1 protein-coding gene (cut by a window edge) is annotated in these 17,776 nt (G+C 68.1%); it reads left to right on the top strand.

Annotation, left to right across the window (positions count from 1 at the left end; all coding sequences use genetic code 11):
• Window positions 1-17,776 carry the 3' portion of a hypothetical protein gene (locus tag ACWC0C_RS19110; RefSeq protein ID WP_450864935.1) on the top strand. It extends 13,196 nt beyond the left edge of the window, so the window shows 17,776 of its 30,972 coding nt (coding positions 13,197-30,972); the start codon falls outside the window, past its left edge; it ends in the stop codon at window positions 17,774-17,776.

Below are 17,776 nucleotides of genomic sequence, written 5' to 3'. Positions count from 1 at the left end.
CTACCTCGGTGACGACCAACTCACCCAGAAATGGTCCGACAACGCGGCTGCCAGTCACATCGCCACCGTCCACCACCACCTGACCCGGCCAGCCCAGCCGCCTGCTACCGACACCCTGCGTTTCGAGCACACTCCCGAACACACTCGCCTGTACGGGACCAGCCAAGACGATCTCGAGGCACGCAGCGCCATCGAGGTCGCCGGCCAAGGCCGACCGGTCTACGGCCGCCCAGCCAGTGGCAAACGAGGCCGCGGGCGCAAGGGACCATTCCTGTACTGGGAATTCCCCGGCACCGAGGAGGAGCGCCAGACCACTGCTGAAAGGCTGACCGCACTGCTGGCCAGCCGAGGACGGCACATTCCGTCTGATGCCGCAACGCCTTCCCAGCCGACCACTCTTGGTCAACAGCAGGCTTCCGACCAGCCATCCGATTCTCTTACGGCTGACCTGATGGAGGGGGCTCCCGAGGGCGCCGAAGCAGTCGACGGGATGCCGGGCTTCTGGTGGACCACCCATGTAACGAGCAATGACGACCCAGGCGCAGACTACTCCTGGAGGCGCGAGACACTCACGGTCGGCTTCCAGAGCACCGTCATCGCGACCGGGAACCGGGGCGACCGATCCTGGGCGATCCACGTGGGCAACGCCACCCTGACCGGGCCGACGCCTGAAGCCGCTGCACGCCGTGTCGCCCGCCACTGGCAGGACCTGCAGACCCAGCCCAACCAGAACGGCGGCCGCGAACCGCTATGGGTCGAGCACAACCAACAGAGCACCCGCATCCACGGGCCGACCTCCTCTGACCCGCAGGCCAAGGCCGCACTGACGACAGCAGGATTCGTCAACAAGAGCAAGACAGGCACGACGGAACCCCGGGCGGGCGGCCTAGGCGCCCGCGAGCAGGCCGTCAACATCCTGGTGCGGACCCTGGCCGCCCAGGGCCGCATCGTCGAAGTCCACGCCAACACTGTCGACCGTGAAGCGGACCCGGTACCGAATCGCCAGGACCTCACTGCACAGGACTTTGAGTGGCAAGCACAGAGCCACCTTCGGATCGACGAGGGCCGGTGGTCCGTCGCCGACTTCGAGCCCGGTGACGAGATCTGCCTGCGCGGCGACAGCTACTGGCGTCGCGTTACCGCGGTCGACGGCCTCAACCTGACCACGGCGGACGGCGCGAGTCGCATGGTCACCTCCGTATACGGCCGGCGGCGCGCTGGCGTCGTCACCCGTTGGACAGATCCGGTCGTCGAGACCGGGTACGCGCGGCCGCTCCTTGCGGCCGCCCAGAACCGCACCGATAGCGAGATCGCCGCTGAACTGGCAAACCTCGAACTGCCGGCGCGCAGCCCTGAGCACGAGACAGCGATCCGCCGTCGACGTGAAACGCTGATCACCGTGGTGGACCGGCGCCGGGCTGCCGCGCAGCGCCAGGAGGCCGAACGGCAGACAGCTACCGCCCTGCTCGACATGCCGAATGCCCTGGAGCAGCGCGGCGGCGAACTCCTTCACGACGAAGCCGGCCGACTGCTCGGCGCGATCATCCGGATGAAGCCCAAGGCCTTCGTCTACCTGTCCGCTGACGGACACACAACGCCGGTGGCAGACAATGCCGACCAGGTCCGCCAGTGGGCCTTCAACGATCTCGAAGCGCGGCAGGAAGCATCACCGGACGGCTGGCGACCCAGCTTCCTGCGAGACGTAGAACCCGGCGCCCTCATCCGTGTGCCGGGACTGCGTCGAACGCCGGGCACCCTGCGCTACACACTGGATGCGGACCTCGTCGGCGAACCGTTCATCTTCACTCGCCTTGAGCGATCCGACACCGGCACCGTCACCCTCCACGGGGAACGAGATGGCCAACCCACACACCAGACCATCCACCACGGCCACATTCAGTACGGCATCCTCCGGGAGGCGACGGGAGCATGGGCCTTCACCCCCGACGAAGTGGCGCTCACCGCGCTACGCCGACGGATCCGCACGGCCGTCGACACGGTCGGCGGTGCCCCCATCATGCCGGTCAACCATGTACCCGCCCTGGAGGCTCTCAAGCACCGTGCTCTGGCCGCCGTCCGCAGGCCGCTGCACTCAGAAAACGTGGCGAGCGCCCTCGCTGACACACTGAATAAGGCTGACGCTCTGATCGGCTCCCTGTCCGCGGCCGACAATGACTTCCGCAGCAGGGTGTCTGCCCTTCGGTCTGTGCTTGCCGCCGCCCGCGAAAGCCTGTCCGCCCCCGCAAGTGCCGATACCCGGTTCACCCCCGAGTCGGCAGTAGCTCCGCCGACCGCGGCCGCCGCCGCGCCGGAGCAGAGCGCCTCCCGAGCGCCAGAGGCACCCGAAGAGAAGAGCTCCCCGGCTCCGGTACTGACAAGCGGTGGCGGCCTGGACTGGCTTCAAATGGAACCGCCCGCGTTCGGCATAGATCGACGCACCACTGCCCCCGCCCTGCCGCCTGTCAGCCCTGTTCCCGGACAGGTCGAGCTTCCAGATTCCGATGGCATGCCGGAAGCGCCGGCCGAGCCCATGGACCCGAGGGACGACGAGGGCGACGCCGCCACGCGCAAGAAGGAGGTCGCAGTCCCCATGCCCGATCCCCAGTCCAGGGCGACCCCCGACACTCAGGCTCAGGAGCAACCCTCGCGCACGGAGGCCTTGCCGGCGCTTCCTGAGCAGGCCCCGCAGGATCTGGAAGAACTGCGCGCCTACTACCGGCTGCGGGCTCAGCACACCAGCAACGGCCCCCTGAAACTGGCGTGGAACCACCGGGCAGCCGACGCGTCCATGGAGGTCATGGATGGGGGACTGATCCGTTTCGGCAGGACCCGCGACTGGCGTCTCGCACCGTCCGGTGCAGGAATGCCGTTCGACAGCACTGCGGACAGCCTCAGCTTCGCCAGCAAGACGGAGGCGGAGGCCTTCGCCAAGCACCTGGCCGACGTTACTGGCGCGGACGCTGCGCCGCTTCCTTGGGCCGCAACCGACTTCCGTCCGGCCTTCGACAGCTGGCGCAGCGACCGGGGGGAGCCGCTCGAGCTGGCCCTGGCACGCCTGAGGGTCGAGTTCGACCGCAGCCGCGGCCGCGAACCCTTCTACGCTGCCGTTCGGACCTATCAGCCCTACGAGGACCAGGGCGATTCCCGCGGCAAGGCGCCGCACGGTCACGTCTGGCCCGACGAGATCCCCGATAACAGCTGGGTCCACGTGCCAGCACAGGACGGACAGCCGTCCCGTGACGTCCTCGTCACGTCCCTCACAGTGCTGCCACGCGGTGAGGTAGAGCTGACCCTGCACGGCGGCCAGACGGTCGCCGTCCCGCGCAACATGGCCCTTCCTGTCGCGGAGCAGACGGATGCGGTCGACACGTCAGGGCACACCATAGGTCGACGAGTCGAGTCCACGCTTCTGCAGCCAGGCCAGTGGATCCAAATTGAAGCGCACGCAGGGGTCCAGCACACTCGACGGGAACGCGAACTGCCCGAGATGGAATATGGGCAGAGCTACCAACTGCGCGGCCGCATCCGTCAGCTCACCACCACACCTGAGGGACAACTCCAAGCACACGTGGAGGGCGTCACCGCCCTGTCCGGGGACACATGGGGCAACCACACCCCCGACCGCAAGGGGTCCTACGGAGAAGTGGACCCGGTCATATGGCGCCTCGGCCAGCGCACGGTCCAGATCACAGCAGACCATGCCGCATTCGACGCCATGCTGGACCGTCCACTCACCGTTTTCGAGATTGAGCAAGCCAACAAGGCCCGGCAACCCTCAACAACCGACATCGTCTTGATGGCCAGGGTCGTCCACCAGGCCGCCTCCCTCATCGCCGCAACCGACACCACCTACCCGCAGCACGATCGCATTCAGCCGCTGGCTAGCGCCCTGCCCTCACTGCTCGCCGAGATTGACGAGGCGATCGAGACAGCCGACTTTGCGTTGCTCCTGCGTGCCACGCGCAGCATCTACGACCTGGTCGACGAGACGGCCGGCAGCATCGACGTCTACATGCCGCCGGGCCTCGAGCCGCTGTTCGCTGCCAGCAGCCACCTTCGCTCCCTACTCCTGCACCAGCACAGCAACCATGTAGAGCGCGCGATCACCGAGGTTCGTCAGCAGTGGACGCAACCTTCGCCCCTGCGTGAGATGAGTGACGAGCAACTCTTCGACACCGTGGAGGAGTGGGAGGCCCGAGCACCGCGCGATCAGTGGGCGCGCGAGGAAGAGAACTGGCCCGAAACCCACAAGACCATCACGAATGTGGCCAACATAGTCGTCGTCCACGACAACAGGCCAGGAACACGCTCACGCGTACAAGGCCTCGCCCGGTACGACCGGGAGGCAGCAGCTGTCCTACGCGATGCGTCCTTCCGGCCCATCACTGGCTCCAGCGGCGTCAATTGGGACACTGACGCCCGCATCGAGCCCGATGCACGACGCACACGTGCTGAGCAGGCTCTCGCTGGGCTGCGTGCCCTCGGCCGCAAGGTGGAACTGCGCACAGTCGAGCGGAACTCAGAGACGAGCCCCGAGCCTGTCCCTGCAGCAGGACCGCACGAAGCAACGTCGGCGGAGCCGTCCCCCGAGCCGCCAGGGCCCGCACCCGAAACCCAGAAGGGTAACCCCAGCGTCGACGAGGACGCTTTCAACGCCGTCTCCATCGAGGTCGTCCACCGCGGGCATCCACTGGAAAGCCTGGTCCGCGGTGTCGCGCCCGGCGATGCACGAGCTGAGGAGGTACTGCGTGCCGCCGGCTTCCGAAAGATTCGTGGCAGTGGCGGCCGCGGATGGGAGCCTCGCGCGCGGAAGTGGGAGACGCGACGCTCTGCTGCCCTCGGTGCGGTCCGCGGCCTGACGGAACTCGGTCGGAACGTTTCCTCCGATATCGAGGACGGTGGGCCACGCGCTGAGAACTACCGCGCACAGGAACACCGCGTACAAGAGGGCCCCTTCGCTACCCGCGAGGAACACCGTGCGAGCGAAGACCAGCTCCTCAAGAAGCTCCACAGCTGGATCATGTACATGGAAGGACACTCCCGCTCCACCCGCAGCGTGCACTACCTGCAGGAGCAGGTCGCCGTCGAGGCCGCCAAGGCGACGATCGTCCAGGCCCTGCAGAAGCAGCAGCACACCTATGAACACAACGGCCAGCCCGACAGGCATCTGACCGACGAGGAAACCTACGAGGTCCTCCTCGAACACCTCACAACTCTTGACCACGACAACTACCCCCGCCCACAGGAGGTCGCCGACCGGCGCCTGGAGGTCGTTTCGGAGATCCGCCGCCACCTCGATCAGTGCTGGCAGACGCAAGGCACCACCACCTACGCCGCGTTCCTCGCCAGCGATGCCCCGACACCTCGGGTGCTTGCCACAGATCTCCTGCCTGGTCGCAAGCTCAAGTACGGCAACCAGATCTGGACCGGTCCCGAAGCCGTCCTGTACTTCTCCCGCGAGGCGCACTTCTACGGCAAGCCCGTACGCCAACTGGCCCCAGACGAATGGCGAGTGTCGGTCGACCACGACGACGTCCGCCTCTTCAAGACCCCCACCGAGGCCGAAGAGCAGGCGCTGGCTCGATCAATCCGACACAGCGTCGACGCACTCACGGACTTCCCGACCCTGAACAGCGAGTCCTTCCAGCAGACCCTGAGCGAGCTCCGGCAGAGCATCGACACCTGGCGGCAGACCGCCAGCGCAGGCGTGGACCGCGACTTCAGCCTGCGCTACGCCCGCGAGAATCTCGACAAGAACCTCGATCACGTCTTCTGGCTCCTGGACAACCAGCGCCCACTGCGCCTTCTCACCGAAACCCTCCAGGAGGCCACCGACTGCGCGGTCCGAGTCGAACTGGCCCTCGAGCACTCCTATGAGGATCCGGCCGACCAGGAGGCGCTGCGGGCTATCGCACACCACTGCCATATCCTGCGCGAACGCCTAGAAACCACATCTCGGACCCCCAAGGAACTGCCGACCGAGCGACGGTTCACCAGCATCGATGAGGTCCGCGCGCACTGGAGGAACACCCCGGACCCCGCCAACGCTCCTCTCCACGCAGACAACGCCCGCAGGGCAGCCGACGACCTGGACGACACCGACCAGCTCACGCAGCGTGGCCATCTCGTGGTTGCGCGGCAGGACTCCCGCGGATCCTTCGTGATCAAGCACACCGGGAGCAGCCTTACCGTCACCGCGGCCGGCACGCGCCATGCGAACCGCGCCCTGAAGCTGGCGCAGGCGCTGGAGGACATGGCCGTAGGCCAGCGACCCTTTGACTGGTCCTCGCCCGGCATCGACCAGCGGCTCACAGCGCACCAAGCCCTGATCAATACCGTGACCGAACTCCAAGAGAAGACGTGGTACCTGGCGCTCGAGACGGCCGGACAACGGCGCACACTCCGCGACGTCGTCGAGTCCTGGCCCCGCAGCTGGATCACCCCCAACGACACCTTCGAGCTGACGGCAGGCGGTCTGGTCATCGGTCCCGACCGCGGCTACAACCCCGCCTGGCACATCCTCCCCGCCTCCTCCGCGCTCGACCTTGGCCTGCCACCGATGCCCGACCGCGACCAGGCGCACGCTCTGGCCCAGCACCTGGAACGCGAGCTCGTCGACCACACCGGCGCCCCCCTCGACTGGGACAGCCCCACTCTTGCCTCGCAACTCACCAGCTTCAGGAACCCCAGCGGCCTGAGCTTCCACGAGGCACTGGTCGAAGCCCGCCGCACCTTCACCGCACCTCCCACCCCCGCCGACACGCAGCCGCCCACCCCTCAGCCCGTCGCTGCCGCAGACCAGGCAACGGAGACCTCCCCGGAGCCCGAACGGCAGGAGGCCGAGCCCACGCCCCCGGCAGACGTAGACCACGAGCAGTTCCTCCTGGGCGAGTCCGTCACCCGAAGCGGGCAAGTCGTCAGCAACCGCAAGAAGACCTCGACTCAGGGTGACTACCACTGGATCACTATCCGCGCGCACGACAACACCATCCTCGCCGTGCGCATCGACGCCACCCCCTACGCCCCCACAGACCTGCAACCTGGCCAGGAAGTCACGATCACCGGCACCGTCGCCGAACCCGCACAGAGACGTAACGGCCGTACGCAGACCCTGCTGCGCAGCCCCGTCATCACCCCGGCCGACGCCCCGGCAAGCCCAGCCGAATCGCAGAACTGGCCCGACCTGACCCCCACCCAGCGAGACGTACTGCGTGCCCTTCCGTACGCGCAGCGGAGCATGGCCTGGACGCAGGCGTCCTTTGAGCCCTTCTTCGAGGTCCTCATAGGGGACCAGTGGAAGACCATCACCACGGTCAATGCCTTCACTCTGCACACTGGCCCGGACCTGCACGGCTTCCATGAAATCTTGGCTGTTCGCGGCAAGGACCACCAAGACCACCAAGTCGCGCTGGCCACCGTAGCCGACGCCATCGAGGAGCTGAGCGAGCCGACCGACGACGAACTCCAGACCCCGCTGCCCACGGCGCCGGTCATCGGGCCGCCCGAGGCGCTCACCGACGTCGAACTGCACCAGGCGATCACCCAGCTTTCAACTTGGCTGAGGGCTGCCTACCCCCACGCCCTGACCGAGATCGACCCCGAGGAGCCGATAACACGGCGCCTCATCGCAGTCCAGGAACTCCGCACCCGGCTCGATGCCGAGCGGGCCACGCGCAGCGGACTCTCCCAGGACCTGCACACCGTCGGGACGCTGACGCTGGAGCGCGCCCGGAACCACCTCCACCTCGGTGCCCGAGACGTACACGGCCGCATCGCAGTCCTCGACCAGAACGACACCGCCGTCGCGCACATCGTCCATGACACCGACGGCATGCCGGAAGCCGAAGGCGCGCCACTCGACGATCCGCGGCGGACGCGCAAGCGCGGATATCGCGTTCACCACAGCGATGGGAGCACACAAAAGCGCGCCTACCAAAGCCCTTACGGGGCGATGGCGGCCTACTTCCGCGACCACCACCCCGCCGCTAAAACCCCTCAGGCCAAGCCGGCCGCGCCGCGCTTCGCGAACAGCGTGGCCTTCCGTACCTACCTGCGCACCCTGCCCGATGCCGCAACCACGGCTGAACAGCGGATCGTCGAGTACTGCCGCCGTGCCGCTGGCAAGGAGGCGCAGGACGAGAAGGGCAGGCCCATCGACCTGGCCCCGGTGCGCCTCTCTCCCGGCAAGCGGATTGCCCTGCACCGCGGCGACACGAAGACCCGGACCCGTGCCGACCTCGAGACCTCCCTCAAGCTGAATCGGGCCAAGCTCTGGGACTCCGGCGACAGCGCGCCCCGGATCATCTCCAACTGGGTGTTGCAGTCCCCTCATCGCCTCCAGACCATTGCCGGTGTCTTCCCCGTCCGCACCCTGCGCGAGGCGGAAACTCTGGCCACTGCGCTCGAGGCGCTACGGGACCACGAGGGGAAGCCGCTCGACTTCGATCAGCCGGGTCTCACGGACCGCCTGCGTAGATTCCGCGACGCCGAGGGCAGGAACTGGCCCACAGCCGTCGCGGTAATCCGCACCCTCACACCGGGGCTCGACCCCGACGGCACCCACGCCCGCTGGCTCCTCAAGAACGCCCCCGAGCACGCTCCGGCTACCCTCGGAGCAGGCACCCGGGCATCGGAGAACCAGGCCACCAGTCCGTCGCCTACCATCCCCGAGTCAGCGACGCCTGCCGAGGACCCCGCAAATCCTCGCTCCGCCACCCCGCAGGCCGCGGAGCGGACCCCACCGCATCCCGCCGAACCGGACGAGCCAACCCCCCAGCAGCGCGCCGAAACCCGCCAAGAGGCCATCGACCACCTCACCACCCTGCAGCCACCATTCCTAGCCAACCTCGACCTGGCGCGCGCACACGTCACCGACCGCGGCTCATTCCTCGTCGCCAAGTCCACAGCCAAGAACAAGCCGCTGTACCGAAAGGGCAAGTGGTACACCGTCCACACCGCCAGCGGAACCCTCATCTCCTCCGCAGACGGCGACGACACCAAGCGCGACGCGACCGAATTCGCCGACCTCCTGGAACAAGCCACCACCACCGACGGCAACCCCATCAACTGGGCACAGTTCACCACCAGCGACGAGCTGCGCTACACCCAGACCATCCCCGGCTACGCCTACGACGAGATCTACAACCAGACCGGACTCCGCTTCCAGGCTCAGCGAGCCGCCGCAGACGACGCAGCCCTCGAGGCCCAGCGGCCCGCTAACCCCGACCCGCACACCGGCCCCTTCCGCCGCCGCGACGATCTGCTGGCCTACTGGGCTCAAGGCGCCGACCCGGCGCTGCCCGAAGACCACCGCAACGCGCTGCGGAACATCGCCACCCAGAACCCCGAGACCGTCCACCTCTCCGCAGACGGACAGTTCGCGCTCATCTCGGCACCCCTTGGGTGGCTCGTTCTGACCGCCCGAAGCGGCAACAGCCTCATCCCGGCCACCGACCCCAACCACCAGGCACGCACCAATCACCCCACCCGCAAAGCAGCCGAGGGCTGGGCCGCGCTCGTCGCCACCCTGCACGACGCCGACGGCAACCCACTCAACTGGGCAGCCCCCGACGTCCGCCCCGACGATCGCGGCAGTGACCGGGGGGAGAGCTGGAAGCTCGCCTTCCTGCGCATCGACGCCGAACATGCCGCTCAGTTCGGCGACCAACACCGCAACGCCCAACGACGCTACGACCTCGAACGCGAGCGAACGGACAACGACGGAGCCGGAACCGGACGCATCTGGGGCCGGGAGATCCAGCACGGCACGGAACTGCGGCATGAGGCAGACCCCACGCTGCCGGAGCGGGTGCTGTCCATTACCCGCCGCACGGACGACCAGATCACGCTGCTGACCACCGCAGGCCAACGCACCGTAGGCCCCGACGAGCGCGTAGCCCTGGCCACGGGTGAACCGCAGCGGTCCGCAGTGGACGACGAGGGACAGGCCCTCGGCACCCGCGTCCTGCCATTCGAACTCGAGGCAGGGCAACGTGTCCAGCTGCAGACGCCGGCCAGCACGCTGTACGGCCGAGTCCTCCTCTCCGAAGCGCTCGGAGCCTCTCACCTCATCACTTGCCGGGCGACCGTCACCTCGGTGTCTCCGGACAGCGGAGACATCCGCCTCGAAGGGGTCCGCCTGTGGGACGAAGGGGGACGCCCCCTCGCCCGGACCGACCACAGCACCATTGGACGGCGACGGTACGACAGCAACGGCCGCCTCCTCGTTCAGACCAGTGACAGCATCACGTTCACCCTCAGCGACCTGGACGCGCTCGGCCAGTTCGTACAGCTCGACGACGAGGCGCCCGAACCCCGCGATAAGTACGCGCAAGAGGCGGAATCGCGGCCAGATACGCCAGAGCCTCACGAGATCACGCCGAAGCAGATGCAGCCCGGCGACCACGTGACCTTCACCGTCGGCCGAGGCGGTCTCGAGTGGCCGGACAGCACCCGGGGCCTAGACACCAAACCTGAGGAAATCAGGGTGCAGGGCCTGGTGTATCCGTCCTACGACGGGCAGCTCTGGGGCTCTGTCGCCCTGCTCGAGGCCACCCTCACAGACCCTGGGACCGGGGAGGTACTGGCTGCGGACGAACCGCACGTCCTCATCACACGACTGCCGTCCAGCGTAGTCGTCGACCCCAGCAAATACCGCGACGACCTGCGGCCCGAGCCACGCCGGGCCGACCAAGTCCGCGTCGGTGACCTTGTGGCCCGCGGGCGTACCGGCGTCGCGGTGACGGACATCTTCCACGTCACCAACCGGACACTGCACATCGGCCTTCGCTTCGGCGAGGACGAGTATCCCTACCTTCCGGAAGCCAGCGAGGAACTGCCGGTCGTTCCCCGCGAACGACGCCGTCCCGAGGACCTGGCACGGTTGCTCGGGCCGCATCGCTCCCTCAGCGCGATGCAGCTCGACATGAACCGCATAGCCGGCCCCAACTCCTTGCTCACCCGGCTCAAGACGGAAGCCGAGCGCCGCTCGGAAACCCTGCCCGGACTCAGCGCAGCGTTGGACGAGATCGAGCAGGCGCTCGCACCGCTGCAAACCGCGGGTAACGGCACCGAAGGCTGCCGTGAACGCGCCGCAGCACTGCGCGCAGCGCTGCCCATGGTCCAGGAGATCAACGCCGAACTGCCGCTCTCTGTACGGACACAGTCCGGCATTGGCGAAGACATCCTCAACCTGTGTACCGCCCTTGATGTCCAGGCCCAGCACCTCGATGCGGACGTCGCCAGCTTGGAGCGGCGGGCCGCCGAGCGCGCTGCTGCCAAGGCGAGGGAAACCATCGAGGCCACAGCGGCACAGCAGACAGCCCCGCCGACCACGCCCACGACCGCACCCAGCCAGATCCGAGCCGAACAGCTGGCGCCTGAGCCAATGGACGAAGACGCACTCTTCGCCATCGAAGAGGTCTCCACCCCAACGCGGCGACGCAGCATCGTGGAAGATCTCGCGGACGAACCGGCCGAGGCAGTCCACGGCGTAAACCAGTCCCCCTCACCCCTCTCAACCGAGCAGGCAGGAACGACTGAACCCGCAACCGCCAGCGACGATGCCCCGGCAAGGCCGCCCCAGCGGCGCCGCCGGAACACGCCCACACGCCAAAAGCCGAACACAGAGGCGCTTTTCGGGATGGCCGCGGCCGAGGGCGCAGAAGGCAGCGCCGCAGTACCCACCACCTCGGCGCCTGCGGTACTGGCCGACGTCGTCTCGGACCCCGGCGGCCTCGATACCTGGGACGCCGACGGGGGACGCTCGGCGGAAGAACCCGTAGAGGAACCGGATAGGGCCGGGCTCTCCGGAGACCACAGCAACACACCGGTCGAAATCACCGTCACCCAGGCAGCAACGCCCACTCAACGCATGGACCAGGACATCGAGGCTGCGGAGGACACCAGGACCGAGCAAGCCACACCCTCCACGCAGACGGAACCGGCCAGGCAGACGCCCACCACCGACTCCGGCGCTGCCCCGACACTCCCGTCACCAGCCGAAGAGGAGATGCCGGCCCACTTCCGTATCGCCAAATGGCCGCAGATCGGCCGCATGGGAGGAAGGCGGCTACAGGCATGGCGCAGTCGCGGCGCCGACCTGACGCCGGGCACCAACCCCCACACCGATCCGCTGTCGGAGGCAACGCGACAGATCACGGACCCGAAGGTTCGAAGCGACGCCCGGGCCCTGTTCCAACAGCTCAACCCCTTGGCAGAGTTCGACGCCGCACTTGCCAATGCGCTCAGCAGAACGCGCAACTCCTCCGTACGCGCCTTGGCCTCCCAAGCTGGCCAGGCACTCCGTGAGGAACTCGTCGTCTGCGCCGAAGAAGCGCAAGAGCAGTTCCAGACGGCCATGATCGCGCCCGGCATCCTGCACTATGCGCGCGGATACGGGCGCGACGTGCCCACCGAACAGGCCTACCGGCGCAGCCACAGTGCATTCATCCACGTTGTTGAGCAGGCCGAAGCAGAAGCACAGCGACGTGGAATCGACGCGGGCGCAGTCACTGAGGTGCTGGCCGACGCCGCTGGCTGGGACGGCAGCATCAACGACGGCCGCCTGATGAACACACGCCGACTCAACGTACCTGTCCACGCCGCCTACCGCTCCGCCCACGACCGCCTCGCATGGATGCTCCAGCGCGTGGGTTGGCTGGACAAGCACAACAAGGCCCGAGCAGCACTGGGCTTGCCCGCCCTCCAGGCACCTCATGCCACACCTGCGAGCACCGCCGAGACCAGCTTCTGGCCCTCCCTCAGCAGCGCACAGCGCCGCTACACGCGGACCCCGCGCCGAGACCTCTCGGCACTGGCCGCCGCCTATCTCTCAGACGCTGGAGATCAGGTCATCGGCCAGGCCGCCTGGGAGGAGGCCTATCCACTGGCTCAGTTCGAGGAGAATGCCCGCTCGGTCCTCGACCAGATCACCGACACCGAAGAGCACCGCCTGGTCGGCGAAGTCCAACGCGCGCTCCACGCCGAGCTCACGACCCTGCTCCAGGACAACACCCAGGCGCCCCCCACCATCAGCCGGCTTGCCGCGACCGTTGCCGGGCACCGCTCCCGCGCTGCGGACGAGGCCGAGATGCTCGGACTGGACCCCGGCCAAATCTGCAGTCACCTCGACTACATCGCCGGCTGGGACGGGTCGATAGCGATCACCCCCGAGGGAAGCGCCGTCGCCAACTACACGACGGCCTTCACAATCCACACCGCCCGGACAGCGCCCGGCACGCCAGAACAGCGCCGCCGCCGACGCGAGCTGGTGGCACAACTACCGGACCCCAACGCGCTGCTCAAGGTGCTCACTGCACTCCGGCAGCCGAGCGATGCCGCATCGGCTGCCCAGCCTCAAGTCACCCTCGACCCCACCGTTCCTGAACTCCCTGCCAAACAGGAAGACGCCGCCTCAGGCACCGCAGATCCGGAGCCGCCCACAGCCGCGCCGGAAGCGACCCAGCCCACCACCGAGCCGATGGAGAAGCCCATGGCTGCACCCCCTCCGGCTGCCCAGCCCGCAAGGGCGGCGCAGCCCCGCACAGCCGCCACCCCCCAGCCCACCGCCAGCCAGGTGGTCGTGCTCACCGTGAACGGCGACGCGTACTCCTTCCAGAACCTGGCCTCGGAACGTCTCGCGGCAGACGTGCGCAACGCCCTGCACCATGACGGCGCCCCCGCCTCGCGCACGATGTACGGGCGCATCGGAAAGCGGCAGTTGCCGCTCTTCTGGGAGGCAACGCCCGCAGGCATCGTCTTCAGCCTCGAAGACGACCCGGAGCCCGTCCTGACGGTGGCACCAACCGACATGACGCCGTTCAACCCCGGCGTGCGCCCGCCGCGGGAAGAATCCCCCTACCCACGACTGGTGACCGCCATCGCGGCACGCCTGGAGGCCAGCGGCCAGACAGCGCCGTCCGGACCGAAGCTCGTCCCGCAGGCACCCATTGGCTCGAACCAGGTCGCCCGAGCCAACGCGCAGCGGTTGAGTGACGACGCGAGCCAGGCGGTCGACCGAGCCGCTCTGGAACAGATGACCGCCCATGCCGAGGAGCAGGGCCTGAGCGAAGTTCCAGTGGACACGCATGGCCCCCTAGGTGTGATGCAGTTGGGCGTGTGGCTGCAGACCCAGCTCAACCGCGTCGATGCGGAAACGACTACTCAGACGGACGTCGGCGCGCCCGCAGGTTCGGCGGCCGAGGCGACGCCGGCACCCAGCGGAGAAGCCTCACCCGAGCCCCAGGATGGCGGCCCTGAGGCGGTGAATGAGCCCGCCCCTTCCGCCCCCGCCTCCACCGCTCCACGCGGGGCGACCCAAGCGGCGTCCTCGGCGGAGGCAGGCCCACGCTCCCGGCGCACCGCCGTACCGCCTGCCGCCACTGCCAGCGAGCCGCAGCAGGAGCCGGTCGCCGAGGAGCGGATCTACGCTGCTCTCGAAGCCGCCCTTCCCCTCTTTGAGCAGGCACTGGCCGCCCCTGAAGCGGCGACTGCCCAAACCCACCTCGCTGAGAAGCGCGGCATCACCGAGCCGGCAGAAGCCCGGCGCTGGAGCCTGGGGTACGCGCCTGCTGGGCCACGTACTCGAAAGTGGCGCGCGATCACCAACGAACTGCGCAGCCAGGGATTCAGTAAGGAGGAACTGGTCGCCGCGGGCCTGCTGAATATCACAGAGAAGGGGAAGGAGGTCGACCAGTTCATCGACAGCGTGGTGCTCCCCATCCGCGACGAGCAGGGCCGCGTCATCTCCTTCATCGGCCGTGCCCTCGACCCGAAGGCGGTCGAGGACTACGGCAAGTACCGCTCGAAGAACACCCCCGTCTTCAAAAAGGGCGAGCAGCTGTACGGGCCGGATGGTTGGCAGGCCACCGCTGCACGCGGCGGCCCGATCTACCTCAGCGAGGGGCCATTCGACGCCAACGCGAATACCGCTGCACTGGACGCCGTCGGGCACCCGGACCCTGAGCGTCCCGGCGTGTCCGTCGCCCCCTGCGGCACCGCGCTCACCACCAATCACATCGCCGAACTCGCGGCCCTTCACGACGGCCCGCAGCCTCTGGTGTTCGTCCTCGACAACGACCGCGGCGGCCAGGACGCTCTGCTGCGGCAGGCGGCCTTGGCCGCCGAATGGGACGGCCCTGTCCATGCCGTGTTCATCGACGGCGCCAAGGACCCCGATGAGCTACGCCTGACCCAAGGTGATGAGGCCCTGCACCGGGCCCTGACGGAAGCGCCCGTTCCCCTGGATGAAGCCCTTGCACGGGTCGTTGAACTCAGGGCCACCGAGACGCTCAAGAAGATGGAGGACGAGAAGAGCCTTCTGCCTCCGGTCGACGCCGCTCAGGCGATCGGCGTGATGCTTGGCGCTGCCCGGCTGCCCGAGGCAACCGTGATCAAGCTGGCGGTGCACCTCCAAGACACCCTGGGGATGGGAGCCGAGCACACCACCTACGCGGCCTTCGCCGAACGTAACCAACACGAAAGCGCCGACTCGGCCTTTCGGCGGGCAACTGAAGCCATCCACCAGGTCATGGAGGAGCGCCAACGCGCCCAGCAGGAGACACACGCCCAGGAGGAACTCCCGATCATGGCAGCGACCGATACCGCCGAGCCAGCGCAGAATCTGCCCACGGAGCAACTGGCCGCCGATCTTGAACCCGTCATCCAGGCTGCCGAAGCCGCTGGCACGGAGCCGGGCGTCAGCGCGGCCCGGGAGGCTGTGCCTGCCACGTCTCCGGCACGTCTCCGAGAGCAACTGATCACTGACGCCCAGGAGGCTGACGCCACGCTGGCAGCGGCAGGGGAACGAGTCACCCTCACGGTCCCGCTCGACCTGCACCCCCTGACGCGGGAGCTGGAGACGCTCGCCGCCATGGACGATGTGGCAATCATCAAGTTCCCTCCGCTACGGGAAGATCCGCGGTATCAGCAGATCCAGCGCCTCGTCGCGGCGGCCAACGCCTCGCTGACCGCAATCCGCACGGACACCGACATCAGCGAGCACGCACGCCAACGGCGTCAGGCGGCGCTCACCTCGGCAGTAGCCCGTGCCATCGCCATCAACAGCACTGCCATAACGGAGGAGATGTTCAACGAAGGCATCTGGGCGCACCCGCGGCGACGGGCCCTCAGTGCACTCGCGAGCGTCGCCAGTGACACTGCCGACCAGGCGGCCGGAGTCCTTGAGGCCGGTACAAGTCTCGCCGGCTTCCTTGCCGTGACACGCGAAATGGACAAGCTCGTCACTGCCCTGGAGGCACTTGCCCCGCCCAGCCAGCGTCACATCCCCCTCCCCAGCTGGCCAGAAGCCCTCACCTGGGACGCGCTGCGTAACTCTCTCCCCAGCATTCGCCGCTCGCCGGCCGCTGCAGCTGTTGCCGACCTCACCCGCCGCTGGACCCGCCTGGATGTCGCACTGGAACGCTTCCAGGACGACCGGAAGCTCAATGGTCTCGGGCGGACGCTGAAGATCCGAAGCGCCGAAACGATCGCAACCCTCGCCCGCTACCTGGCCGCGAAATCCGAGAGCAAGGGGCACCGCCTCAGCACGGCACTCTGGGAAGCCGTCCACCACTGGGCCAGGGAGACCGTTGACCTCCTCCGCGGCAGGATCAGCGAAGGGGAGATGAGGGAACCCGGCTACTACACGGGCAAGAAGCTAAACGGCGTGTACGAAACGGCCATCCAGCAGGCGCACCTGGCATGGAAGGAACTCGAAGCGCTCGACCCGGACGACCCAGAGTCGCCCACCCTCCGGGCCAGCATCCACGCCCGGGCGCTACTGGCCCGGCTGGACTACACCGCGCAGCGCGGTGAGAGCAACGGCCTCGACGCAGCCCTCGATCCCTCCGAACGGATCGGCTTCCTACTCAAGGACGTAGAGGGCCCCGCGCGGATCGGGGAGTGGAGCCGCATTCGGACAGCCGTCCTCGAGCTTGCGGAAACCTTGTCGGAACGCAACCCGCGGCGCCAGCTGCTCGAGGCCTGGGCCGAGCGCATTCACCTCACCATCAGCGGAGACACCACACCCGACCCGGCCGCCGCGGCGCGGCTGACTGTGACGGACATCCAGGAGTTCGCACAGCGAGCCCTCGCCACTCAGGAGCCTTCGCCGCTAGCTCTCGCCGACGACCCGGAGGCCTTCGAACGAGCCCAGCATGCGCTGGTAGTCATGGAGCGACTGGGTATCGTCTCAGGGGCGGACGCCACGCGTCCCGAGGGTCCCTCTCGCCGAGCCATGCTCATCACTGACCCGGGCGAACTGCAGCACGCACTCCTGCGCGCCGAGCCCGAACTCGCTGCCTACCGCGCCAGCTTGCCAGCGCAATCCGCGCCGCAGGACCCGACCTCCGCATCGGCCGAAGCCAGCCCCGTTGAGGTCGGTGCTGCTGAGGCCAGCGCGGCACCGACCCCGGATGGGCCCGCAGCCGAGCCCCCCGCGAGCGCGGGTCCCGCGGCGGGAGACGACATGCCCCGAGCCGTGCCGGCGTCCGCTGAGTCCCAGCCAGAATCCGGGCCCGCAGCACCGTCCGGCGGTCCAGAGGAGCCCGCGAGTGCACCCGAGCCCGAGCGGCGCGTGCGCCCCTCCAACCAGGCCCGGGTGGCGAGCTTCCTCAAGGACAGTGGAGAGCGAGTCAAGGCACTCAAGACGGAGCGGCCGCAGGAGCCGGCGACGCAGGGGGCGAGCCCTGCCGTCACACCGATACGCCCGCAGGACCAGGCCGCGCGGCAGGCTCAGCAGCCACTTGCGCGGACAGCAGGTGCCGGCCGTAACTGA

It is taken from the genome of Streptomyces sp. NPDC001709 (assembly GCF_053596375.1).
This window is presented reverse-complemented; position numbering and strand designations above follow the sequence as displayed.